General features: G+C 67.0%; 23 protein-coding genes. 13 read left to right on the top strand and 10 right to left on the bottom strand.

The window, feature by feature from the left end:
- Positions 1-474 (bottom strand): dUTP diphosphatase, encoded by a 474-nt coding sequence (gene dut / locus ACZK4H_RS01445; RefSeq protein ID WP_005411999.1) that lies wholly within the window; start codon positions 472-474, stop codon positions 1-3.
- A complete protein-coding gene (coaBC, locus tag ACZK4H_RS01440) occupies positions 471-1,733 on the bottom strand; it encodes a bifunctional phosphopantothenoylcysteine decarboxylase/phosphopantothenate--cysteine ligase CoaBC (protein ID WP_099551472.1) in 1,263 nt (420 codons plus the stop codon). Before coaBC ends, dut begins: the two co-directional genes overlap by 4 nt.
- A 228-nt stretch (positions 1,734-1,961) precedes the next feature.
- Between coaBC and ACZK4H_RS01435 the strand changes: the two genes are divergently transcribed.
- Positions 1,962-2,588, top strand: a complete 627-nt coding sequence (locus ACZK4H_RS01435) for a response regulator (protein WP_099551473.1) — start codon at positions 1,962-1,964, stop codon at positions 2,586-2,588.
- 11 nt (positions 2,589-2,599) lie between these two features.
- On the opposite strand, the gene ACZK4H_RS01430 is transcribed toward ACZK4H_RS01435, so the two are convergent.
- Positions 2,600-3,655 carry a hypothetical protein gene (locus ACZK4H_RS01430; protein WP_099551474.1) on the bottom strand — a complete coding sequence of 352 codons (1,056 nt, stop codon included), beginning with the start codon at positions 3,653-3,655 and terminating at the stop codon, positions 2,600-2,602.
- A gap of 151 nt (positions 3,656-3,806) precedes the next feature.
- Here ACZK4H_RS01430 and radC point away from each other — a divergent pair, with 151 nt between their 5' ends.
- The 3 genes from radC to ACZK4H_RS01415 all read left to right on the top strand — a co-directional run bounded on the left by radC (position 3,807) and on the right by ACZK4H_RS01415 (position 7,237).
- Positions 3,807-4,511 carry a RadC family protein gene (gene radC / locus ACZK4H_RS01425; RefSeq protein ID WP_099551475.1) on the top strand — a complete coding sequence of 235 codons (705 nt, stop codon included), beginning with the start codon at positions 3,807-3,809 and terminating at the stop codon, positions 4,509-4,511.
- Between the two features lie 113 nt (positions 4,512-4,624).
- The gene (gene argS / locus ACZK4H_RS01420) at positions 4,625-6,313 is read left to right on the top strand and encodes an arginine--tRNA ligase (RefSeq protein WP_012478915.1); all 1,689 of its coding nucleotides are present in this window, start codon (positions 4,625-4,627) and stop codon (positions 6,311-6,313) included.
- A 21-nt stretch (positions 6,314-6,334) separates the two neighbouring features.
- Complete coding sequence (locus ACZK4H_RS01415; protein ID WP_099551476.1) at positions 6,335-7,237, top strand: SPOR domain-containing protein; 903 nt, start codon at positions 6,335-6,337, stop codon at positions 7,235-7,237.
- Between the two features lie 112 nt (positions 7,238-7,349).
- Here ACZK4H_RS01415 and ACZK4H_RS01410 read toward each other — a convergent pair whose 3' ends face one another.
- A complete protein-coding gene (locus tag ACZK4H_RS01410) occupies positions 7,350-8,102 on the bottom strand; it encodes an SDR family NAD(P)-dependent oxidoreductase (RefSeq protein ID WP_099551477.1) in 753 nt (250 codons plus the stop codon).
- A 115-nt stretch (positions 8,103-8,217) separates the two neighbouring features.
- Here ACZK4H_RS01410 and ACZK4H_RS01405 point away from each other — a divergent pair, with 115 nt between their 5' ends.
- The gene (locus ACZK4H_RS01405; RefSeq protein ID WP_005411992.1) at positions 8,218-8,685 is read left to right on the top strand and encodes a YehS family protein; all 468 of its coding nucleotides are present in this window, start codon (positions 8,218-8,220) and stop codon (positions 8,683-8,685) included.
- Here ACZK4H_RS01405 and ACZK4H_RS01400 read toward each other — a convergent pair.
- The gene (locus ACZK4H_RS01400; protein WP_099551478.1) at positions 8,654-9,541 is read right to left on the bottom strand and encodes a LysR substrate-binding domain-containing protein; all 888 of its coding nucleotides are present in this window, start codon (positions 9,539-9,541) and stop codon (positions 8,654-8,656) included. The genes ACZK4H_RS01405 and ACZK4H_RS01400 overlap by 32 nt on opposite strands.
- A 143-nt stretch (positions 9,542-9,684) precedes the next feature.
- Here ACZK4H_RS01400 and ACZK4H_RS01395 point away from each other — a divergent pair, with 143 nt between their 5' ends.
- A complete protein-coding gene (locus ACZK4H_RS01395) occupies positions 9,685-10,833 on the top strand; it encodes an MFS transporter (protein ID WP_278252695.1) in 1,149 nt (382 codons plus the stop codon).
- Here ACZK4H_RS01395 and ACZK4H_RS01390 read toward each other — a convergent pair.
- Positions 10,830-11,528 carry a TorF family putative porin gene (locus ACZK4H_RS01390; RefSeq protein ID WP_099551480.1) on the bottom strand — a complete coding sequence of 233 codons (699 nt, stop codon included), beginning with the start codon at positions 11,526-11,528 and terminating at the stop codon, positions 10,830-10,832. The two genes, ACZK4H_RS01395 and ACZK4H_RS01390, sit on opposite strands and share 4 nt — an antisense overlap.
- Before the next feature lie 178 nt (positions 11,529-11,706).
- Here ACZK4H_RS01390 and ACZK4H_RS01385 point away from each other — a divergent pair, with 178 nt between their 5' ends.
- The gene (locus tag ACZK4H_RS01385) at positions 11,707-12,096 is read left to right on the top strand and encodes a DUF6165 family protein (RefSeq protein ID WP_046984111.1); all 390 of its coding nucleotides are present in this window, start codon (positions 11,707-11,709) and stop codon (positions 12,094-12,096) included.
- Positions 12,097-12,102: 6 nt separating this feature from the next.
- Here the strand turns inward: ACZK4H_RS01385 and ACZK4H_RS01380 are convergent, their stop codons facing one another.
- Both ACZK4H_RS01380 and ACZK4H_RS01375 read right to left on the bottom strand, forming a co-directional pair.
- A complete protein-coding gene (locus ACZK4H_RS01380; protein WP_478473043.1) occupies positions 12,103-12,729 on the bottom strand; it encodes a response regulator transcription factor in 627 nt (208 codons plus the stop codon).
- A 241-nt stretch (positions 12,730-12,970) separates the two neighbouring features.
- Complete coding sequence (locus ACZK4H_RS01375; protein ID WP_005407747.1) at positions 12,971-13,543, bottom strand: OmpO family porin; 573 nt, start codon at positions 13,541-13,543, stop codon at positions 12,971-12,973.
- 210 nt (positions 13,544-13,753) lie between these two features.
- Between ACZK4H_RS01375 and ACZK4H_RS01370 the strand changes: the two genes are divergently transcribed.
- The gene (locus ACZK4H_RS01370) at positions 13,754-16,159 is read left to right on the top strand and encodes a S9 family peptidase (RefSeq protein WP_099551482.1); all 2,406 of its coding nucleotides are present in this window, start codon (positions 13,754-13,756) and stop codon (positions 16,157-16,159) included.
- Between the two features lie 91 nt (positions 16,160-16,250).
- Positions 16,251-16,610 carry a DUF1428 domain-containing protein gene (locus tag ACZK4H_RS01365; RefSeq protein WP_099551483.1) on the top strand — a complete coding sequence of 120 codons (360 nt, stop codon included), beginning with the start codon at positions 16,251-16,253 and terminating at the stop codon, positions 16,608-16,610.
- Between the two features lie 15 nt (positions 16,611-16,625).
- Here ACZK4H_RS01365 and ACZK4H_RS01360 read toward each other — a convergent pair whose 3' ends face one another.
- Both ACZK4H_RS01360 and ACZK4H_RS01355 read right to left on the bottom strand, forming a co-directional pair.
- Positions 16,626-17,312 carry a hypothetical protein gene (locus ACZK4H_RS01360; RefSeq protein ID WP_099551484.1) on the bottom strand — a complete coding sequence of 229 codons (687 nt, stop codon included), beginning with the start codon at positions 17,310-17,312 and terminating at the stop codon, positions 16,626-16,628.
- Between the two features lie 108 nt (positions 17,313-17,420).
- Complete coding sequence (locus tag ACZK4H_RS01355) at positions 17,421-18,302, bottom strand: histone (protein ID WP_099551485.1); 882 nt, start codon at positions 18,300-18,302, stop codon at positions 17,421-17,423.
- 490 nt (positions 18,303-18,792) lie between these two features.
- On the opposite strand from ACZK4H_RS01355, the gene ACZK4H_RS01350 reads away from it, so the two are divergent.
- The 4 genes from ACZK4H_RS01350 to ACZK4H_RS01335 all read left to right on the top strand — a co-directional run bounded on the left by ACZK4H_RS01350 (position 18,793) and on the right by ACZK4H_RS01335 (position 21,624).
- Complete coding sequence (locus tag ACZK4H_RS01350) at positions 18,793-20,226, top strand: Do family serine endopeptidase (protein ID WP_099551486.1); 1,434 nt, start codon at positions 18,793-18,795, stop codon at positions 20,224-20,226.
- A gap of 101 nt (positions 20,227-20,327) precedes the next feature.
- Entirely contained in the window at positions 20,328-20,693 is a 366-nt protein-coding gene (locus ACZK4H_RS01345) for a hypothetical protein (protein ID WP_099551487.1), read from the top strand.
- An 8-nt stretch (positions 20,694-20,701) separates the two neighbouring features.
- Complete coding sequence (locus ACZK4H_RS01340) at positions 20,702-21,172, top strand: phage holin family protein (protein ID WP_099498329.1); 471 nt, start codon at positions 20,702-20,704, stop codon at positions 21,170-21,172.
- Entirely contained in the window at positions 21,169-21,624 is a 456-nt protein-coding gene (locus ACZK4H_RS01335; protein WP_099551488.1) for a protein sip-5, read from the top strand. The genes ACZK4H_RS01340 and ACZK4H_RS01335 overlap by 4 nt, the downstream gene beginning before the upstream one ends.
- Positions 21,625-21,627: the final 3 nt, after the last annotated feature.

The raw sequence follows: 21,627 nt of genomic DNA, 5'->3' as shown, positions 1-21,627 counted from the left end.
TCAACGCACCCCGGTATGGCCGAATCCACCCGTTCCCCGCACGCTGTCGGTGAAAGTATCCACCACCTGCAGGCTGACGCGGGCAATCGGCACGACCACCAGCTGCGCGATGCGATCGCCCGGCTCGATGGTGAAGGCCTCTCGGCCACGATTCCAGACGCTGATCAGCAACGGGCCCTGGTAATCGGCATCGATCAGGCCGGTGCCGTTGCCGAGCACGATGCCGTGGCGGTGGCCCAGCCCGGAACGCGGCAGGATCACCGCGCACAGGTGCGGATCGGCGATATGGATGGCCAGGCCGCTGGGCACCAGCGCGGTGTCGCCCGGCTGCAGGGTCAACGCGGTATCCAGCGCGGCGCGCAGGTCCATGCCGGCGCTGGCTTCGGTGGCATAGGCCGGCAGCGGCCAGCTGTCGCCGAAACGCGGATCAAGCAGCTTGACCTGCAGCGGTTGGGAAGTGAAAGCCTGGGTCATGCCTGGAGTCTCCGCGCGATCAGCGCCAGCAGTTGTTCGGCCAGCTCGCGCTTGGAGGTGGCCGGGAATACCTGTTCACCGTCCTGCCAGAAGGCAGTGGCGGCATTGTTGTCACTCTCGAAACCACCGCCGCTGATGCCGACCTGGTTGGCGATCACCAGGTCCAGGCGCTTGTCGACCAGCTTGCCACGTGCATACTTCTCCACGTCGTGGGTTTCGGCGGCAAAGCCGACCACCAGCTTCAGCGACTGTGTCTGCGCGGCAACTTCGGCGAGGATGTCCGGCGTGCGCACCAGCTCGATCACCAGCGACTGGCTCTCGGCGGTCTTCTTCAGCTTCTGCGGCGCGACCTGGCGCGGCGTGTAGTCGGACACCGCAGCGGCACCGATATAGATGTCGGCCGGCAACGACTTCAGCACGGCATCGCGCATCTGCGCGGCCGAGCGCACGTCCACACGCTGCACGCCGGGTGGCGTCGGCAGCTGTACGGGGCCGCTGACCAGCACCACCTGGGCGCCCATCGTCGCGGCGGCCGCGGCCAGGGCGAAGCCCATCTTGCCGCTGCTGCGGTTACCGACGTAGCGCACCGGATCGATGTCTTCATAGGTCGGGCCGGCGCTGATCAGCAGGCGCAGGCCCTGCAGCGCGCGGGTTTCCGGCGCGGCAACGGTCGCGGCGCAGCTGCCATTGGCGGCCAACGCCGCCACGATGTCGCCGGGCTCGGCCAGACGACCCGGACCGGACTCGCCTTCGGCCAGCGGACCGTCGACCGGGCCGATCACCTGCGCGCCGCGCTGGCGCAGCAGGGCGATGTTGGCCTGGGTGGCCGGATGCAGCCACATGCGGTGGTTCATCGCCGGGCAGATCGTCAATGGAGCGGTGCTGGCCAGGCACAGGGTGCTGACCAGGTCATCGGCATGACCCTGGGCGAGCCGGGCCAGCAGATCGGCGGTACCCGGGGCGACCACGATGCGGTCGGCCCAGCGGGCCAGCTCGATGTGGCCCATGGCCTGTTCGGCGGCGCTGTCCCACAGCGTGGTGCGGGTCGGCTGCCCGGACAGGGCCTGGAAACTGAGCGGAGTGACGAACTGCTGTGCTCCGGCGGTCATCGCCACCTGCACCTGGGCACCGGCGTCGCGCAGGCGCCGCACCAGTTCCAGGGCCTTGTAGGCCGCGATCCCGCCTCCGACGCACAACAGCAGTTTCTGACCTTCCAGCGCGCGGGCCTGCGCGGGGGAAGCGTTGGGGGAGTCAGCCACCTGGAATTCCTGTGCAAACGAGGGCGCTAGCTTACCCGATGGTCGGTAATGTCCCGGTGCAGGGCGCACATAGCGGGCAGCTATCAGCAGATGGAGTCCGCCTCCGTTGACCTGGGATTCACCCGGTATCAGTTTCGGACCTTTCCTATACCTCTACGGGTCTGCGCTTTTGCAGAATCAGGCATTGGCTGCCGCCCGCCGTGGCCTGTTCGACTTTCGAGGAGCCGCGTGCATCCACGCATCATCATCGCCGACGACCATCCCGTGGTCCTGCATGGCATCCGTATCGTGCTGCAGACCCACCTGATGAACATCGTCGGCAGTGCGCGTGACGGCGCCCAGCTGCTGGAGCTGCTCGACAATCACCCATGCGATGCCGTGCTGACCGACCTGTCGATGCCCGGCACCGGCCCGGATGGCCCGGAACTGATCGATGCGCTGCACACCCGCTACCCCGGGCTTCCAGTGGTCGTGCTGACCGGCGCCCGCCATCCCGGGCTGCTTGATGGCCTGCTGCGCGAGGGCGTCAGCGGTCTGGTCGACAAATGCGCCGATTTCTCCGAACTGCCGCAGGCACTGAACGCCGCGCTTGTCGGCCAGGTGTTCGTCTCCCAGCAGCTGCGCCACCATCTGCAGGCCCGCGACCTGCTGTTCCCACGCGAACCGGCGCCGTTGTCGGCACGCGAGCAGGAAGTACTGGACCTGCTGGCGGCCGGCCTCAGCGTGAACGCCGTGGCCGCACGATGTGGGCGCAGCCCGAAGACGATCAGCCGGCAGAAGGCCGAGGCCAAGCGCAAGCTGGGCCTGCAGAACAACCAGGAACTGTTCGACTACCTGCAGACCCGGCGCGACTGAGGCATTGGGACTCAGCTGGCTGAAGCGGCACAACCAGGCGCAGGCAGGACAATGTCCGCCAAGGGCACCTCCGAGGATACCCGCCAGGGAACCTGCTCCTCGCCTCCCTTGCGGTGCCCGACGCCAACCAGCACGCGCCCGTCCGGGCTGACCAGAGAGCCCTGCCAACGGGTATCTTCGGGGAGCTCCACAGGAAGTGCCCGCAGCCAGTCTTGCAGACGGCACACGCCGTTGCTGCGCGTCCAGATCAGTGCCTGATTCGAAAACGGTTCGCTGCCCAGCAGGATTCCGCCCCGCAGATCCATCCACACGATCGACATTGGCTCGGAGCGATCGATCCCTGCGACCTGAAGCGACTGCTCCAAAGCGATCTGACCGATCTGGAGCGTGTCATCCGGCAAGGGTGCAAGCGAGGCGGGGTCGACGTCATTGTTTCGCCACCGGATCCGCATGGGTACCGCGGGATCGCCTGGTTCAGGCCCGTCGACAAAGAAGATGCCATGGACAACAGCCGGATCCGGGTCGAAATGGGTGGGGCGCGTACCGTCGGCTCCTTCAGGCGCCGGAAGAATGCGATAGCCCTCTGCCTCGCTCCACAGGTACGGCTGCTCGCTATCCGGTGAGTGGTAAAGGTACTCCGCCCCACCAACCACTGTCCCATCAGCGTTCATCGCCCTGCCTTGGTGGGATTGACCGATCGGGGTAACCGCAACCAGTTCGCCATCAGGCAGCCAGCGGAGAACCTGCATCGCGGACGAGATCTGGGTCTCCACAAGGAGGATCTGACCGTCCCTGCTGATTGCCCAAGCCGAACTTTCTTCTGCTTCGTTCCGCGGTGACAGCCAACGGACGCCATCCTGGCTGGACCATCGGAATGCCTGCGAGAAGCAGCATCCACGATGGCCAGTCCCCGCCAGTACAGCGCCATCGAAGCTTGCCGCCACGACGGCAACTCCACGGTTGGCCAACGAGGGCAGTTCCTCGTAGGTTGCAACAACGACCCCAGCCCCCGACGTACCAGGCAGCATCGAGACAGAAAGGATGAGGATCAGGGAAAGTCGCTTCATCAGGCCTCCTGGGCACACCGTGGAAGTCTAGAAGTGGCGGTCGGTGGATCCATTGAAATTTGTTGCAAATCTGCCTGGTAGGCATCGACCGACCCTTCTCATCCCGGTTTCCTGATTTCGGTAGTGGGGACAAACGTCCAAGCTTGGGGCCATGCCCATCCATGACTGGCCCGAACAGGAACGCCCCCGCGAGAAGTTGATCGCGCGGGGGCCCACGGCACTTTCCGACGCCGAACTGCTGGCGCTGTTTCTCGGCTCCGGGTTCGGTGGCCGCGATGCCGTGCAGACCGCGCGCGACCTGCTGCAGGCGCACGGCCCGTTGCGGGTGCTGCTCGACCGCCCCGCCGCTGAACTGGCCCGCCTGCCCGGGCTCGGCCCGGCACGCAGCTGCACGCTTGCTGCCGGGCTGGAACTGGCCCATCGCTATCTGGCGGCCGAGCTGGAGCACGGCGAGGCGGTAGGCAACAACCCGGCGGCGGTCGGCCGCTACCTGCAGCACCGGCTGCGTGGCCAGGCCCGCGAGGTCTTCATGGCCCTGTTCCTGGACAACCGCCACCGCCTGATCGCCTGTGAAGAGCTGTTCCACGGCACCATCAACGCCGCCCCGGTCTACCCCCGCGAAGTGGTGCGCCGCGCCCTGCTGCACAACGCGGCGGCGGTGATCCTCAGCCACAACCACCCTTCCGGCGACCCGGAACCCTCCAGCGCCGATACCCGCATCACCGACGAACTGCAGCAGGCGCTGGCAATGGTGGACGTGCGCCTGCTGGACCACTTCGTGGTCGGCGAGGGCCGTCCCGTTTCGTTTGCTGAACGAGGCCTGCTGGCCCAACTGCAGCCCCGCCTGTTCGGCTGAGCGCGGCCCCGCAAGGGCCATCGGCCGCCCCCACTGGCATGTTCTGGTCAGCGTAGGCGCGGGTATCTGCGCTAAAATGGGCGATTCCGCCGCTCATTCTCACAGCAGGCCTCGTGAAAAATCTCCTCCGCGCCCTGATCAGCCAAGGCATCGAAGCCTTGCGCGCCAATGGCACCCTGCCCGCCGACTCCCTGCCGCCGGACTTCGTGGTCGAGCGCCCGAAGACCCGTGACCACGGCGACTTCGCCACCAACGCCGCGATGCTGCTGGCCAAGGCCGCGCGCAGCAATCCGCGCGCACTGGCGCAGGCGCTGGTCGAGGCGCTGCCGCGCAGCGAGGACGTCAGCAAGGTCGAGATCGCTGGCCCGGGCTTCATCAACTTCCACCTGGCTCCGGCCGCGTACCAGCGCGAAGCCGCTTCGGTCATCAAGGAAGCGCACGACTACGGCCGCAACCTGTCCGGCAATGGCCGCACGGTGGGCGTGGAGTACGTGTCGGCCAACCCGACCGGCCCGCTGCATGTCGGTCATGGCCGCGCGGCGGCGATCGGCGACTGCGTGGCACGCGTGCTCGATGCGAACGGCTGGAACGCCAAGCGCGAGTTCTACTACAACGACGCCGGCGTGCAGATCGAGAACCTGGCGCTGTCCACCCAGGCGCGGATCAAGGGCATCGCGCCGGACCAGGACGGCTGGCCGGAAGGTGGCTACCGCGGTGAGTACATCGCCGACGTCGCCCGCGCCTACATGGCCGGCGCCAGCGTCGACCTGGAAGGCAGCACCGTGGTCGGCGCCAAGGACCCGGACGACATGCAGGCGATCCGTCGCTTCGCCGTGGCCTACCTGCGCAACGAGCAGAACCTGGACCTGGCCGCGTTCGGCGTCGACTTCGACATCTACTTCCTGGAAAGCTCGCTGTACGCCGACGGCAAGGTCGCTGAAGCGGTCGCCAAGCTGCAGGCCTCGGGCCACACCTACGAGGAAGGTGGCGCGCTGTGGCTGCGCAGCACCGACTTCGGTGACGACAAGGACCGCGTGATGCGCAAGTCCGACGGCACCTTCACCTACTTCGTGCCGGACGTGGCCTACCACCTGTCCAAGTGGCAGCGCGGCTACGAGCGCGCGATCACCGAGCTGGGCGCCGACCACCACGGCTCGCTGGCACGCGTGCGCGCCGGCCTGCAGGCGATGGAAGTGGGCATTCCGCAGGGCTGGCCGGAATACGTGCTGCACCAGATGGTCACCGTCATGCGTGGCGGCGAGGAAGTGAAGCTGTCCAAGCGTGCCGGCAGCTACTTCACCCTGCGCGACCTGATCGAGGAAGCCGGCCGCGATGCGACCCGCTGGTTCCTGATCGCGCGCAAGCCCGATTCGCAGCTGACCTTCGACATCGACCTGGCCCGCCAGCAGAGCAACGACAACCCGGTGTTCTACGTGCAGTACGCGCACGCCCGCGTCTGCAGCCTGCTGCGCCAGGCGCAGGAGAAGGGCCTGGTGTACGAACAGGGCAACGGCCTGGCCAACCTCGGCCGCCTGGCCGACGACGCTTCGCTGCTGCTGATGAACGAGATCTCGCGGTACCCGGAAGTGGTGGAGGCGGCCGGCGTGGCGCTGGAACCGCATCTGGTGGCGCAGTACCTGCGTGAATTGGCGCACGCGTTCCACACGTGGTATCACGGGACGCCGGTGCTGGTGGAAGATGCCGCCGATCGCAACGCCAAACTGACCCTAGCCTGCGCCGCGCGCCAGGTGCTGGCCAACGGCCTCGAACTCCTGGGCGTCAGCGCCCCGGAAAAAATGTAAGCATCAGGAGACGCAGTACACATGGCAGCACGACGCGGCAAAAACCAGGCACGACGCAACAGCAGCAGCCAGGGCACACCCGGATGGGTGTGGCTGGTCGCTGGCGTGGCGATTGCGGCCGTGGTGTTCCTGGCGGCGCCGAACCTGTTCAAGGGCGAAGGCGATGGCTTCCTGCGCGCCGTTCCACAGCCGAACCCGAACGCGCAGCCGGCCCCGGTCGCTGATGCCGACGGCGATGTCGGCACCCAGCCGGCCGCGCAGCCGGCCACGCCGAAGCCGGCCGAACCGGAAAAGCCGGCCGCCACCCAGTACGACTTCTACACCCTGCTGCCGGGCAAGGAAGTCGAGATGTCCGATGCCGAATTGGCCGCCAGCGCACGTGCCGAAGACCAGCGCCGGGCCAAGGCCGAAGCGCAGCGCGCGCAGGCGGCACTGGAGGGCAAGCCGGTTCCGGCCGCAACCGCTGCGCCGGCACCGACGGCCACCGCCAGCGTGGCCAGCACCGCGCAGGTGACCGCCACCAGCCGTCCGCTGCCGGCACCGCTGAGTGAACGTCCTGCCGCGGCAACGCCGCCGGCCAGCACGGCCCCGGCCTCGACCAGCACCGCCGCCGCCACTCCAGCGGCGCGCGCGGAAACGGCACCGGCAACGGCGGGTACCCCGGCCGCTGCCGCACCGGCGGCCGCCGACAATGCCCGCTACATCCTGCAGGCAGGCGCCTTCGGTGCCTCCGGCGATGCCGAAGCGACCAAGGCCAAGCTGGCGATGATGGGACTTGCGGCTCGCGTGGAATCAGCACAGATCAACGGCAAGACCGTATACCGCGTGCGCATGGGGCCGTATGGCAGCGCCGGCGAACTGTCCGAAGCCAAGCAGAAGCTGGATGGCACTGGCCTGCAGGCGATGGCGATCAAGGCACAGTGACCTGTCGGGTCTGAATGGAAAAAGCCGGGCATTGCCCGGCTTTTTTTTGCGTTGGTGAAGGCGAGAGCAGCAGTCGAGCATGGGCTCGGCTCTACAGGACGCACGGTACAGGTCAGCCTTCGCGGGCAACCTGGAAGCCGGCAAACGACTGGCTGACCGGCATCAGTTCCAGGCGATTGATGTTCAGGTGCGGCGGCAGGCTGGCCACCCAGAAGATCTGCTCTGCGATGTCCTCTGCGGTCATCGGGTTGGCGCCGGTATAGAGCTTGTCCGACGCAGCCTGGTCGCCATGGGTACGCACCACGGTGAACTCGGTTTCGGCCATGCCCGGCTCGATCGTGGTCACGCGCACGCCGGTACCGTGCAGGTCCGAACGCAGGCCCAGCGAGAACTGGCTGACGAAGGCCTTGGTGCCACCGTAGGCGTTGCCACCCGGGTACGGGTAGACGCCGGCCACCGACGAAATATTGATGATCGCGCCCTTGCGCTCCACCAGCTGCGGCAGCAGGTGGTGGGTCAGGGTCACCAGCGCGGTGATGTTGGTGTCGATCATCGTGGTCCAGTCCGACAACCTGGCGCTCTGTGCCGGCGCGGTGCCCTGCGCCAGGCCGGCGTTGTTGACCAGCAGATCGATCTCGCCGAAGGCCGGCGGCAGTGCCAGCAGCGCCGCTTCCATCGCAATCGGATCACGGATGTCGAAGGCGGCGGCATGCACCACGTCCTTGCCGTAGCGCTCGACCAGCGGCTGCAGGCGTTCACTGCGGCGGCCGGTGGCGATCACCTTCCAGCCCGCCTGGGCGAAGCGGTGGACGGCGGCGGCGCCGAAGCCGGACGTGGCGCCGGTAATCAGGACAGTGCGGGTCATCAGGCAACTCCAGGGGGAAAACCAGACCCCCATTCTGGCACCGTCGGCCGGGGGTTGCGTTGCCTGATCGGCCAGATCCGGCCCCGCCTGCCGGGGTGACCGGTACAATTGGGCCATGATCAACAATGATGTCCTGCGCAGCGTGCGCTACTCCCTGGACCTGGGCGACCACCACGTGGTGACCCTGTGCCAGATGGCCGACCCGGCCTTCGCCGTGGATCCCGAACAGGTGAAGGCCTGGCTGCGCCGCGAGGACGAAGCCGGTTTCGAAGCGATGAGCGACAGCGCGCTGGCGCACTTCCTCGACGGCCTGATCGTGCACCTGCGCGGTCGCGACGAGAGCCAGCCGCAGCGTGCGGTGGAAACCCGCATCGACAACAACCTGGTGCTGAAGAAGCTGCGCGTGGCGTTCCAGCTGCGCGACGTCGATCTGATGGAGATCTTCGCCAGCGCCGGTTTCAACGTCTCCAAGTCGGAAGTCGGCGCGCTGTTCCGCCAGCCCGGGCACACCAACTACCGGCGTTGCCTGGACCAGATGCTGCGCAACTTCCTCAAGGGCCTGAGCCTGCGCCTGCGCGGCTGAGCACGGCGTCCACGAACGCCCGTGCCGCGGGCGTCGGCAGCCGTTGCCAGACCAGGTGCACGCGGCGGGTCGGGGTCGGCTGCAGCGGAATCCGCACCACGCCTTCAAAGCCTTCGGCGATCAACGCCGGCACGATGCCGACCGCCAGCCCATGGCGGACGAAGCGCTCGACCAGTTCCATCAGATTGACCTCGAAGCGTACCGTGTGCGGCAGGCCAGCAGCAGCGAACGCATCGTCGGTCTGCCGCCGCGCACCGGTACCGCGCGGGAAGTCGACCAGCGCTTCATCCTGCAGCGTGGTCAAAGGCAACCGTTTGCGCCGGGCCAGCCGATGCGAGGGGGCCAGTACCGCCACCAGGTCTTCTTCCTGCAGCATCCTGTGGCAGACCCCGTCCAGCGCCGCGGAGGGCGCCAACCCCACCAGTGCCACGTCCAGTTCGCGCGACTGCACCTGTGCGATCAGGTCCTCGCTCTTGTCCACCCGCAACTGGAATTCCACCTGGGGATGCACCTGCTGGAAGGCGGCCAGCATCGCCACCACGTCAATGTCGGTCAGCGAGGAAATCTGCCCGATCGCCAGCAGCCCGCGCACCTCGCCGCTCACCGCCGCCACGTCGGCGCGCAGGTGGCGCAGGCTGGCCAGCACCTGGCGTGCGTGCACCAGCAGCGCCTCACCGGCTGCCGTCGCCCGCACCTGCCGCGGCAGGCGTTCAAACAGCGGCGTGCCCAGTTCCTGCTCCAGGTAGGCAATCTGGTGGCTGAGTGCGGACTGCACCACGTGGCAACGTTCTGCGGCACGGGTGAAATTGCCCTCCTCGGCAAGGGCAACGGCAAACTCGAGCTGCTTGAGGTTCACCGAACTATCTCGTTTCCAGATGGCAAGGATGATGATGATTCATTTCCATCATCACTGCAGCAGGCGGACACTGTGCAACCCGCATCCTGGACTGCCACGTGAGCCCCACCCTTCCCCCTCTGCACCGCTGGCAGGTGCTGTTGATGTCGATCGCTACCGGCGTGGCGGTGGCCAGCAACTACTATGCGCAGCCACTGCTGCACACCATCGCCGATGCCTTCGGCGTGCCATTCGGCCAGGTCGGCATGGTGGTCACCGCCGCGCAGCTGAGCTATGCCGCCGGACTGATCCTGCTGGTGCCGCTGGGAGACCTGTTCGAGCGCCGCCGCCTGATCGTGGTGATGAGCCTGCTGTCGGCGGGCGGGCTGGTGATCAGTGCCTGTGCGCCGTCGCTGACCTGGTTGCTGGTCGGCACTGCGATCACCGGCCTGTTCTCGGTGGTGGCACAGGTGCTGGTGCCCTTCGCGGCCACCTTGGCTGCCCCCGAGCATCGCGGGCGCGTGGTCGGCACGCTGATGAGTGGCCTGCTGCTGGGGATCCTGCTGGCGCGCACCGTCGCTGGCCTGCTTTCCAGCCTGGGCGACTGGCGCCTGGTATATGCGATCGCTGCCGGCACCCTGGTACTGACCGCATTGGCGCTGCAGCGCGGCCTGCCGCGTTTCCACCACAGCGCCGGCCTCGGTTACTTCGCACTGCTGCGCTCGATCGGCGTGCTGTTCGTGCAGGAACCGGTGCTGCGCCAGCGCACCCTGCTGGGCGCCTGCAGCTTCGCCATGTTCGCGATCTTCTGGACACCGCTCGCCTTCCTGCTGGCACAGCCGCCCTACGCCTACAGCGACGCCACCATCGGCCTGTTCGGCCTGGTGGGCGCGGCCGGCACACTGGCCGCCGGCCTGGCCGGGCGCATGTCCGACCGTGGCCAGACCGGTCGCGCCACCGCCATCGCACTGCTGCTGTTGCTGCTGTCGTGGCTGCCGCTGGGGTTGTCCGCGCACTCGCTGCTGGCACTGCTGGTGGGCGTGGTGGTGCTGGACCTGGCCGCGCAGCTGCTGCACGTCAGCAACCAGAACCTGATCTATGCGCTGCAACCGGCGGCACGCAATCGCCTCAATGCCGGCTATATGACCGGCTACTTCATCGGCGGTTCGCTGGGTTCGCTGCTGTCGGCACAGGTCTACCAGCGCTTCGGCTGGACCGGCGTCTGCGTGGCCGGTGCTGCCGTGGCCGTGCTGGCGCTGCTGCTGTGGTTGCCCGGCGCGCTGCGTGCACGCCAGGCTTCGATGGCCGGTTAGAAGCTGCCCTGCAGCGCCAGCTCCCATCGCCCACCGGCGTTGCCGGGGAACAGGCGCTTGGCTGCGTTGTCCGTGTCATGCACGGTGGCACGCAGCTCCCACGCCGGCGTCAGCGTGGCAATGGCACTGAGCTGGCCATGCAGGTAATCCGGCCCCTGCGCGGTGGCCAACCAGTACTGGCCCACCGCCGCTTCCAGACGGAAGCGCTCGTGCAGCGGCACACGCACACCGAGCTGGGCATAGGTACCACGATGGCCACCGGCCAGCGCATCGTTGGAGTGCGCGACCTGCAGCCAGGCGCGCTGCTTCCAGGTCAACGTGGTGTTGAGTTCGGTCCAGTCCAGCGCGCGGCCCGTGTCCGGATACAGGTAGCGCGTCAGGTTGGCGTCCAGCGTCCAGTCCGTGGCCAGCGCGCCCGACCAGCCTGCGACCAGATCGAATTCGCTGCGCGCGCCGTTGTCCGGCCTGAACGAAACGTTGGACCCCCACACGCTGGCGTACCAGCCCGATGCCACCGTGACCTTCGCGCCCGCCTGTACGGCCGGGTCGCCATCGCTCTGCGAGCTGCCACGCCACACGTAATCACTGGTCAACGCCATGCTGCCGCTCACCTGCGCCTGTGCCTGCGCACTGCCGATGCCGAGCAGCCCTGCCAGCGCGGCCACTACCGTCGCCATAGTCCCCTTGCTGTTCACTGCACTGTTTTCCTCGTCGAAGGCGGTCTGACCGCCGGGACGGCAGTGTCGGGGGCGTAGCCGTAACGGATCGAGGGTGCTGCCGGGCCCGCAGCGCAAATTCGGCGTAAATCCGGCAGACCGGGGCCGGGTACCACCGGCGCGGTATCATGGCGCCTTGTTCAAAGGGACCAACTGCGTGGACGCCATCCTGACTCCGGTATCGATCGGCGAGCTGATCGACAAGATCACCATTCTCGAGATCAAGGCCGAGCGCATCGACGATGCCGCCAAGCTGGCCAACGTGCGCACCGAGCTGGATGGCCTGCTGCCGTTGCTGCAGCAGCAGCTGCAGGCACAGCCGGCACTGGCCGCGCTGAAGCAGCAGCTGAAGGCGATCAACGAGCGCATGTGGGACATCCAGGACCAGCTGCGCGACAAGGAAGCGGCCCAGGTGTTCGACGATGCGTTCATCCAGCTGGCGCGCGGTGTCTACGGCACCAATGGCGAGCGCGTGCAGGTGAAGAACGAGATCAACCGCGTGGCCGGTTCGGCACTGGTGGAAGAGAAGCAGTACCAGGGCGAGTAAGACCGCTCATCCGCATTCGAGCAGATGCCGGATGCGGAACAGTTCACTGTCACTTTGGATGCCCAGTTTTTCGTAGGCCGTGCGCTTCTGCGTGCTGACCGTACTGGCCGTGCGTCCGAAGCGCCGTGCGACCTCGCCGGTGGTGCAGCCCTGCAGAACCAGCCGCAGTACCTCGCGTTCGCGTCGGCTCAAGGGCGTGAGCACGGGCGCGGAGGGGCGCCGAAGCCGCGATCGGCTCAACTGCGTGCGCACTTCCGGGGGGACGAAGCGGCCACCACGCGCCAGCACATCGACCGCACGCAGCAGCATTTCCGGCGTGGCGCACTTGGACAGGAATCCGCGCGCGCCGGCCTGCATGGCCATGGTCACCGTGCTGGCGTTGCAGTGGGCAGACAGCACCAGCACTGGCAACAGCGGCCAGCGCTGCGACAACCGCAGCAGCAGGGCCAGGCCCTGCCCGGGGCCCCAGGGCGCCAGCACATCGATCAGCAACAGGTCGATGCAGCCCGGCTGACGATCCAGCAACGCAAGCAGCTCGGCTTCGTCGGCGAAGCTTCCGCACACCTGCATGCCGCCATGCTGGCGCAGCACCACCTCCACCCCCAGACGCAGCACGGGATGCGGCGCCAGCATGGCCAAGCAGCGGGGCTGAGCGGGGGGCAGAGCTGGAACGACAGGCGGCATCGTGCGGATCCGGCGGTACGAAGTACCCACCGTAGGCCGGCCCCGGGGACAGCGGAATCCAATTTATTGCAACGCAGCAAGACGACCCGACCACGCTCAGCTGCGGTTTCGGGTCGCTACAACGCAACAGGCCCGGCGTGGGCCGGGCCTGTCGAGGCAACTTCAGCGCGCAGGCGCGCCGAGGAAGCAATTACCAGCTGAAGCGCGGGCCGACGGTGTATTCCTTGTCGCCGTGGCGGTTCATCTTCAGCTCGCCATTCAGGCCCCAGTTCTGGTTCAGCTTGACCTGACCACCCAGGCGGCCGTACCACTGGCCGTCGATGTCGACGCCGTGCTTCTTGGCGTAGTCTTCGTAGCCGACCATGCCGTAGACCTCGGCGTGGGCACCGAAGGCGGTGCGGATACCGGCTTCAGCGCTGTAGCCGTTGAAGTCCAGGCCGTGCTTGCGATCGAACTTCTGGTAGGCAACGCGGGCAACGAAGTCGGTCGACGGAGCGATTTCGACGTTGTAGCCGGCACCGACCTTCCACTGGTCAACCTTGATGTTGGTGTGGTCGACTTCCTGACGGCTGTATTCACCGAACGCGTGGAAGTTCGGCAGGAAGCCGTAGGAACCCTTCACGCCCCAGCCGTCAGCCTTGATGCCATCGACGTCGGTCTTGGCGTAATCGGCTTCAGCGTAGTTGTACGACAGGTTCTCAGCAGCCGAAGCGGTGAACGGCAGGGCAGCGGCCAGAGCCAGAGCAATCAGCGAATTCTTCATGGGGGTACACCTTTACTTTCTTATGGTCTGCAGCAGCGCCAAGGCGCCATCGCATCGGAAATGTAAATTCTCCGTTATCCGCCACAACGCTCCCTGAAAACAGCCGTCTTCGCATTGCTGAATTTTTGGGCTTGATTCAGGCTCTTTCTGGCATACGCGCGCCGCGCGCGTGCATTTGTGAGTCGTCGTCGATTGCAACAGGAGGTTGCCTTGCACGTTTCCGATCCGCTGCTGATGCCTGTCCGCGCCGCACTCCTGGCCTGCGCTGCCCTCCTGTTTCCGATCCACGCTGCGCACGCGCAGCAGGCGGCTGACTACCAGCGCGCCGAACGCGTGCATGACAGTCATCTGCGCGGTGCGCTGCGCAATGCTTCGGTCCTGCCCCACTGGCTGGCCGATGGACGCTTCTGGTACGAACGCGAAGACGTGCAGGGCCGGCGCCAGGCGGTACTGGTCGATCCGGCAAAGGCCAGCCGTCAGATCCTGTTCGAGCCTGCCGCACTGGACGCCGCGGTTGCGCCCCTCGGTGCCAGCGGACCGCGCCTGCGCCTGGCCAGCGTGCAGCTGGCGGACAGTGGCCTGCGCCTCCGGCTCAGTGGAGAGCTGCCCGTCGACTGCCGATGGCCGCGCTGGGAATGCACGCGCTCGCAGGATCCGCAGCCACCGGCCAACGCATTGCCTTCGCCTGCTGGCGATGCGTGGCTGCAGGTCCGCGACAACAACCTGTGGCTGCAGTCGCCCGCAACGCCAGCACGTGCGCTGACCACCGGTGGAGAATCCAGCCATGGCTATGGCGTACTGCCCGACTTTGCCCTGCGGGGTATTCCGCGCCGTCAGGGCCGGTTGCCGGTACGACCGTTCGCGGTCGGCTGGTCACCGGATGGCCGCTACGTGGCCGGTATCCGCTATGACGAACGTGCACTGCTGGACTACCCCTATCTTGAAAGCACGCCGGCCAGCGATGCGCGCCCTCGCGTGCATACCGTGAAGCTGGGCGTGCTGGGCGATGCGCAGCAGGTGCGCGACAGCCTGTATGTGATCGATATCCTCAGCGGCAGGCAGCATGACATCGCGCTGCCCGAGGGCTGGAACACGCTCAGCGAGGCCGGCATCCTGGGTTGGGACGGTGATCGGTTATATGCCGTGATCGCGCACTTCGACACACCGCGCAAGCTGCGCCTGGTGGAGATCGATGCAAACAGCGGTGCATTGCGCACCGTTCTGGAAGAAGCCAGCGACACTCGCCTGCAGCTCAACGTGTATTCCTACAACCGGCCCGCGGTGGCCATCCTGCCCGGGCGGGACACCGCGGTGTGGTTCTCGCAGCGCGATGGCTGGGGCCATCTGTACCGGGTGCGCCTGTCCGATGGCAAGGTGCTGCGCCAGCTCACCCGCGGCAAATGGGTGGTGCGTGACCTGCTGGGTGTGGATGCTGCGGGTGGCTGGGCGTACTTCAGCGCCGGCGGCGTCCACGGTGGCGACCCCTACCTGCGCGGCCTGTACCGGGTATCGCTGCAGGGCGGTCCGATCCAGCGCCTGGCCGCCGATGGCAACGATCACATGGCCGATGCCGGTACCGGCGCGCTGTTCGGCGGGCGCCCCCCACAGGCGCTGTCGCCTGGCGGTAGCTATCTGGTGGATACCGTCTCCCGTCTCGACCAGCCACCACGCACCGTGCTGCGGGCCAGCGATGACGGTCGTGAAGTGATGGTGCTGGAAACAGTCGATGACAGCACGATCGTTGCTGCCGGCTGGCGCGCACCACGGCGCGAGCGCCTGCTGGCCGCCGATGGGCGCACACCGATCTTCGCCACCGTCTACCTGCCCCGTGGCTATCGCGATGACGGCAACTTCCCGGTGATCGACGCGATGTACGGTGGTTCCTTCATCAGCAATGCGCCGGTGACCTACGCCGAGGCCGTGTCTGCCTTGAACCCGGTGGCACGCGCCAGCCTCGCCGAACTCGGCTTCATGGTGGTCAGCATCGATGCGCGTGGCACCGGCGGCCGCGACAAGGCGTTCCATGACAGCAGCTTCCTGCAGGGCGCCGATGAGCAGCTGGATGACCATGTGGCTGCACTGCGCCAACTGGGCGAACGCTACCCGGGCATCGACCTGCAACGGGTCGGCATCTATGGGCATTCGTTCGGCGGCTATAGTGCAGCACGTGCCCTGCTGCGCTATCCGGCGTTCTACAAAGTGGGCGTGGCCTCGGCCGGCAGCCACAATTTCCAGGGCATGTACGGCGGCGCCTTGCACGGCATGGACCGGCTGTTCGGTGGCGTGCTGCCAGCTACGGCCATGGCCGATGGCGTGCCGGCGCCCTTTGCCGGGCTCGACAATGCGGCACTGGCCGGCAACCTGCGCGGGCATCTGCTGCTGGTCTATGGCGAACTGGACGAGAACGCGCCACCGGCGCTGACCCTGCAGCTGGCCGCCGCCCTGAACAAGGCCCAGCGCAGCTACGACCTGCTGTACCTGGCCCGGCAGGACCACGAACTGTTCCGCAACGACGCTACCTACACGCACCGCATGTGGGACTACTTCGTGCGCCACCTGGCCGGCCAGCAGCCACCGGATACAGTGCTGGCGCCGCTGCCCGGTGGCCCGGGCTGAACAGGCGCACACAGGCTGTCGATCCACGGCGCCCTGGTTCGTCGGGTACTTGAAGGCCGTGCATGTGGCGCGGTCCAACCGGAGGCAGGCAATGAGCTACATCGATGGTTTCGTCCTGGCGGTGCCCACCGCCAACAAGGAGAAGTTCCTCGCCCACGCACGCACGGGTGATCCCGTTTTCATCGAGTACGGCGCGCTTCGCGTGGTCGAGTGCTGGGGCGATGACGTACCGCACGGCAAGACCACCGATTTCTTCGGCGCGGTGAAAGCCACGCCGGATGAGACGGTTGTGTTCTCCTGGATCGAATGGCCGGACAAGCCGACCCGCGACGCCGGCATGGCGAAGATGATGGAAGACCCGCGGTTTGATCCAACGAAGAATCCGATGCCGTTCGACGGCGCGCGGATGATCTACGGCGGCTTCGTGCCGATCTACGAACTGACGCGCTGAACCGGGCGGACGTGCTCAGCGCGCGTCCGTTTCATCGCTGGCAGCAGCATGGCCGGCGCCCAGAGCGGCGCCGGCGCCGAGGCCCATGCCCCCCATCCCGGCGCCCATTCCGCCACCTCCACCACCACCCGCACGACCGCCCTTGGCGTCACCGTCGTTGCGGCCCTTGCTGCCACCGCTGGCACCAGGCCGGGTCGGCCCCTGCGGCGGTATCTGCAGGTCGGCCGGAATCGGCGCCAGGTCCAGCGCCTCGCGCACGAAGTCGCGCAGCGAGACCACCAGTTCGTGGGTATGCACCGGCCGCCCCTGTGCCAGCTCGTTGGCGGCACGCGTGGCCAGCCGCACCTGTTCGTCGGTGCCCAGCAGCAGGATGTCCGACAGCGCGGCCTCGACGGCATCGCGGATGCGGCGCGCGCGGTCCGAACGCGGCTCGGCGATGCCGTCGGCCCCTTCGCGCTGGCGCAGGTCGCGCCGATGGCTGGGATCCACCCCCAGTTCGCCGGTGAACGAACCGCCCAGGGTCTTGTAGGCCGCCATCAGCGTGCGCAGCCGTTCGTTGATCTGCCGGTTCTCGCGCTCGCGGCGCTGCTGCAGGGTCTGCATGACAAGCAGGCGGATGCCCACGCCCAGCAGGGTGATCAGGACCAGGCCGGCCAAGGTGGACAGCACGCCCTGCCAGGAACTGAAGTCGATACCACGCATGCCTGGAGGCTCCGGTGGGAAGAATCTGCATCTTGCCCCAGACCGTGTCCCGGAAACGCGAAAGGCCCCACCACCCGATGGGTGGCAGGGCCTTCGGTCAGGGCGCGATTACTTGCGCTTGGCGACCTTGCGCACGGCCTTCTTGGCCGGAGCCTTCTTGGAGGCGACCTTCTTCAGCGGGGCAGCCTTCTTGGCAACCGTCTTGCGGGTGGCGGCAACCTTCTTGCCAACTGCCTTCTTGGCAACGGCGGTCTTCTTGCCGACAACCTTCTTGGCAGCCGCGGTCTTCTTGCCGACGGCCTTCTTGGCGACGGCAGCCTTCTTGCCGACAACCTTCTTGGCGGCGGCGGTCTTCTTGGTGGCGACCTTCTTGGTGGCGGCAACCTTCTTGCCGACAACCTTCTTCGCAGCCACAGCCTTCTTGCCGGCGACCTTCTTGGCAGCGACGGTCTTCTTGGCCACAGCCTTCTTGGCGGTGGCGACCTTCTTGCCGACAACCTTCTTGGCGGCCGCGGTCTTCTTGGCAACGGTCTTCTTCGCGACGGCGGCCTTCTTGGTAGCGGCCTTCTTCACGGTGGCGACCTTCTTGCCGGCAGCCTTGGTGGTCTTCTTGGCAGCGGCGGCCTTCTTGGTCACAGCCTTGCCTGCAGCTGCCTTCTTCTTGGCCACTTCCTTCTTCAGGGCAGCGGCTTCGGCCTTGGCGTTCTTCTTGGCGGCTTCCAGCTTCTTCTTGGCCTTGGCAACGGTCTTGCCGACCGACTTGGCAGCCTTTTCAGCCTTCTTGGCCACGGTCTTCTCGACCTTGGCCACGGCCTTCTTGGCCTTGGCAACGCGGGTACCGGCAGCCTTGGTGGCGCGCTTGACGGTCTTCTTGACCGACTTCACTGCGTCTTCGGCAGCGTGGGCGATGGTCTCGCCAACGTTGGTGGCGGTTTCTTTGACGTTCTCGACGGCGTCGGTCACGACCGACACACCATTACCGTTGCTCATGTTGCCCTCCTGCGGGCCTTAAGTATCAAAACGGGGCGATGCTATACCGACATTGACGATCGTGGAACGGGGCATGCGCCAGCAATCGCATCTGCTGCGACGACGATGGTGTAGTCGACCACCCCCGTCGGTGCGGCGGGTTTTCAGGAAACCCCTTTTTTTAAGGACTGTGCCACGCCAACCACCGGGTTGATCGACGCCGCCGCGCATGCCTGCGCACGTGCAGCGACAGGCATGCGTTGTGGCGCAGTGCGGCACCTCCCTGCGCGGAACTGCGCAAGTATCCGACTGTGTCCGCGCGGCGAAGGGTGGCTTTCAGAGGTGTCCTGATCACCTCGCTGGGTGTCACCGCGGATCCGGTGCCCGGCTCCGGACCCACCGTTCGCGCAAGTGTTTTTCATGGCGCATTTATCCAGATCGCGACACACTCATTCAGCTTGTTTTACCGTAGAGCCGAACCGCCCCCATTCCCGCCTGCGAACCGACCCCCATGCGACCGCTACCTACCCTGCTCACGCTCGCAATCGCCGCCGCCTTCGGTGGTTTCGTTGCCACCGGCATCAACGCCCACCTGGACAACCGTGCCGATGCCGCGCCGCTTCCAGCGGTAGTGCCGACCATGGCGGCACTGCCAGCCGCAGTGGCCGGGCAGCAGGTTCCGTCACTGGCGCCCATGCTGGAGAAGGCGATGCCGGCCGTGGTCAGCGTCAATACCAAGCAGGTGGTGCGCGTGCGCAACCCCTTCTTCAACGACCCGTTCTTCCGGCGCCTGTTCCCGGACATCCCGCAGGAGCGCATCAACGAATCGCTAGGCTCGGGCGTCATCATCGACGCCAAGGAGGGCCTGGTGCTGACCAACCACCATGTCATCGACAACGCCGACGACGTGCAGGTGACGCTGGCCGACGGGCGCACGGTCAAGGCCGAATTCCTCGGTTCGGACCGCGATACCGACATCGCGCTGATCCGCATTCCGGCGCAGAACCTGACCGACATCAAGCTCGGCAACAGCGACCAGCTGCGGGTGGGCGACTTCGTGGTGGCCATCGGCAATCCGTTCGGCTTCAGCCAGACGGTCACGTCCGGCATCGTCTCGGCGGTGGGCCGCAGCGGCATCCGCGGGCTGGGCTACCAGAACTTCATCCAGACCGACGCGTCGATCAACCCGGGCAACTCGGGTGGCGCGCTGGTCGACCTGCAGGGCCAGCTGGTCGGCATCAACACGGCCAGCTTCAACCCGCAGGGCAGCATGGCCGGCAACATCGGCCTGGGCCTGGCGATTCCCTCGAACCTGGCGCGCAGCGTGGTCGACCAGCTGGTCAAGCACGGCGTGGTGGTGCGCGGCACGCTGGGCGTGGAGAGCCAGAACCTGACCGCGCAGATCGCGCAGGGGCTGGGCCTGGGCGAAACGCGTGGTGCGCTGATCACCCGCGTACTGGCCGGTTCGGCCGCTGCCGCAGCCGGGCTGAAGCCGGGCGACGTGGTGGTCTCGGCCAACGGCCAACGCGTGGACAGCGCCGAAGCCCTGCACAACGTCGAAGGCCTGGCCGCGGTCGGCAGCCCGATGACGCTGGACGTACGCCGCGAAGGCAAGCCCGTGCAGATCAAGGCCACGCTGAAGGAACAGGCGCGTGCGGTCACCGGCGAGAGCCTGGACCCACGGCTGACCGGTGCCACCTTCGTCGACCTGCCCGAGTCGCTGCGGCAGTCGGGTGTCGGCGGCGTGCTGGTCAGCGAGGTCAAGCGTGGCAGCCGCGCGGCCACCAACGGCCTGCAGCAGGGCGACATCATCACCGACGCCACCGTGGGTGAATTCGCCGACCTGGCCAGCTGGCGTGCCAATTTCCAGCAGCGCCCGCCGACCCTGGTGGTACGCGTGCTGCGCAACAATGGCCAGCAGCAGGGCCAGCTCGTGATGCGCTGATCGCCCTGCCGTAACACCCCCTATACCCCGGCAATGCTATTGCTGTCAGTCCAGGTCGGCACCGCCGACACCCGTTCCCCCATCGCAACAGGAGTGATTCGATGAGCCCCACCAATACCGAGAACCTGAAGGAACACCTGGGTGAAGCCGGTTCCCACCTGAAGCAGGCCGCCAGCGCTGCCGGCGGTGCGATCAAGGGCGCAACCGGTGCAGCCAGCGACGAACTGCGCATCGGCAAGGCCAACGTCAAGGCGGAACTGTCCGACAGCGCGCTGTCCGGCCTGGCCGCTGCCGAATTTGGTGGTGCCGCCGCCAAGGAGCAGGTCGACGCGTTGATGGACAAGGGCAAGGATCTGATCGACAGCGCCGCCGAGTTGATCCGTGAGCGTCCGCTGGCTTCGTTCGGCGTCGCCTTCGCTGCCGGCTGGATCATCGCCAAGCTGGCCCGCGGCAGCAGCGACAAGTAAGCCGCAGCGTGAGCGAAGACAACACGCAAGCGCCTGATCCGGCGGCCACCCCGCCGCTGGATGAGAGCATCCGCCAGGTCGGCGCGGCCGGTCGTGCCGCTGCCGATTCGGCCAAGCACACGGTGCGTTCACTGCGCCGGCTGGCCTCGGCCGATTTCGCGCTGGCACGCAGTGCGTTCGGTCGTGCGCTGGCCTGGGCCGGCGTGGCGATCGTATTTGGTGCCTCGGCGTGGCTGTTGATGGCCGCCACCCTCATCGCGCTGCTGCAGAGCTGGGGCCTGAGTTGGCTGCAGGCCCTGCTGATCACCTCCCTGCTGAGCCTGGCCGTCACCGGCTATGCGATCTGGCGGGTGTCCTACTTCTTCCACCACACCGGCATGCACGCCACCCGGCGCCAGCTGTCTCGCCTGGGCCTGTTTGACGAACCCAGCGAAGACGACCCCGATGCCGGCGTGCAGCTGCCCGAGGGCAAGCCATGAAGTTCGGCGCGTTGCAGCGGCGGGTAAAGCGCTGCGAACAGGTGGTGACCGTGCGCCTGGGCGAGACCCAGGACCACTGGTCCACGCTCAGCCAGGTCTGGCGACAGGGTTGGTCGCCGCTGCGCATCGTGGTGGTCGGCCTGGCCGGTGGCTTCATCGCCGGCAAGCTGGAAGTGCCGGGCAAGGTCAACGGTGCCCGCTGGCTGCAGATGGTCGGTTCGGTCTCGAACCTGTTCGCCAGTGCACAGGCCGCGTTCGCCACGGCGATGGCGGCGCAGGCCGCGGCCACTGCCGACGATGCGGCCGAGGAAGCTGACGAGGCCAGCGAACAGGCACAGGCGGCAACGTCGGCGACCGCCGAGCGAGCTGCGCCGGCAGCGCGCCCCGTGTCCGAACCGGAACTGCGCGAACCGCGGCCGGCCGAAGCGGCCACCGAGCTGTCCGAACGTTGATGC

It is taken from the genome of Stenotrophomonas sp. 78350_Sma, from assembly GCF_056482105.1.
The sequence above is the reverse complement of the archived record's forward strand: the minus strand, read 5'-3'. Positions and strand labels throughout refer to the sequence as shown.

Coding starts and splice junctions, on each gene's coding strand:
- ACZK4H_RS01380 (WP_478473043.1), bottom strand. CDS start 12,729: ATGCTGGCGCCGCATCCCGTGCTGCGTCTGGGGGTGGAGGTGGTGCTG.
- ACZK4H_RS01345 (WP_099551487.1), top strand. CDS start 20,328: ATGAGCCCCACCAATACCGAGAACCTGAAGGAACACCTGGGTGAAGCC.
- ACZK4H_RS01415 (WP_099551476.1), top strand. CDS start 6,335: ATGGCAGCACGACGCGGCAAAAACCAGGCACGACGCAACAGCAGCAGC.
- ACZK4H_RS01350 (WP_099551486.1), top strand. CDS start 18,793: ATGCGACCGCTACCTACCCTGCTCACGCTCGCAATCGCCGCCGCCTTC.
- ACZK4H_RS01395 (WP_278252695.1), top strand. CDS start 9,685: ATGTCGATCGCTACCGGCGTGGCGGTGGCCAGCAACTACTATGCGCAG.
- dut (WP_005411999.1), bottom strand. CDS start 474: ATGACCCAGGCTTTCACTTCCCAACCGCTGCAGGTCAAGCTGCTTGAT.
- ACZK4H_RS01355 (WP_099551485.1), bottom strand. CDS start 18,302: ATGAGCAACGGTAATGGTGTGTCGGTCGTGACCGACGCCGTCGAGAAC.
- ACZK4H_RS01430 (WP_099551474.1), bottom strand. CDS start 3,655: ATGAAGCGACTTTCCCTGATCCTCATCCTTTCTGTCTCGATGCTGCCT.
- ACZK4H_RS01375 (WP_005407747.1), bottom strand. CDS start 13,543: ATGAAGAATTCGCTGATTGCTCTGGCTCTGGCCGCTGCCCTGCCGTTC.
- ACZK4H_RS01360 (WP_099551484.1), bottom strand. CDS start 17,312: ATGCGTGGTATCGACTTCAGTTCCTGGCAGGGCGTGCTGTCCACCTTG.
- ACZK4H_RS01365 (WP_099551483.1), top strand. CDS start 16,251: ATGAGCTACATCGATGGTTTCGTCCTGGCGGTGCCCACCGCCAACAAG.
- ACZK4H_RS01410 (WP_099551477.1), bottom strand. CDS start 8,102: ATGACCCGCACTGTCCTGATTACCGGCGCCACGTCCGGCTTCGGCGCC.
- ACZK4H_RS01405 (WP_005411992.1), top strand. CDS start 8,218: ATGATCAACAATGATGTCCTGCGCAGCGTGCGCTACTCCCTGGACCTG.
- ACZK4H_RS01335 (WP_099551488.1), top strand. CDS start 21,169: ATGAAGTTCGGCGCGTTGCAGCGGCGGGTAAAGCGCTGCGAACAGGTG.
- radC (WP_099551475.1), top strand. CDS start 3,807: ATGCCCATCCATGACTGGCCCGAACAGGAACGCCCCCGCGAGAAGTTG.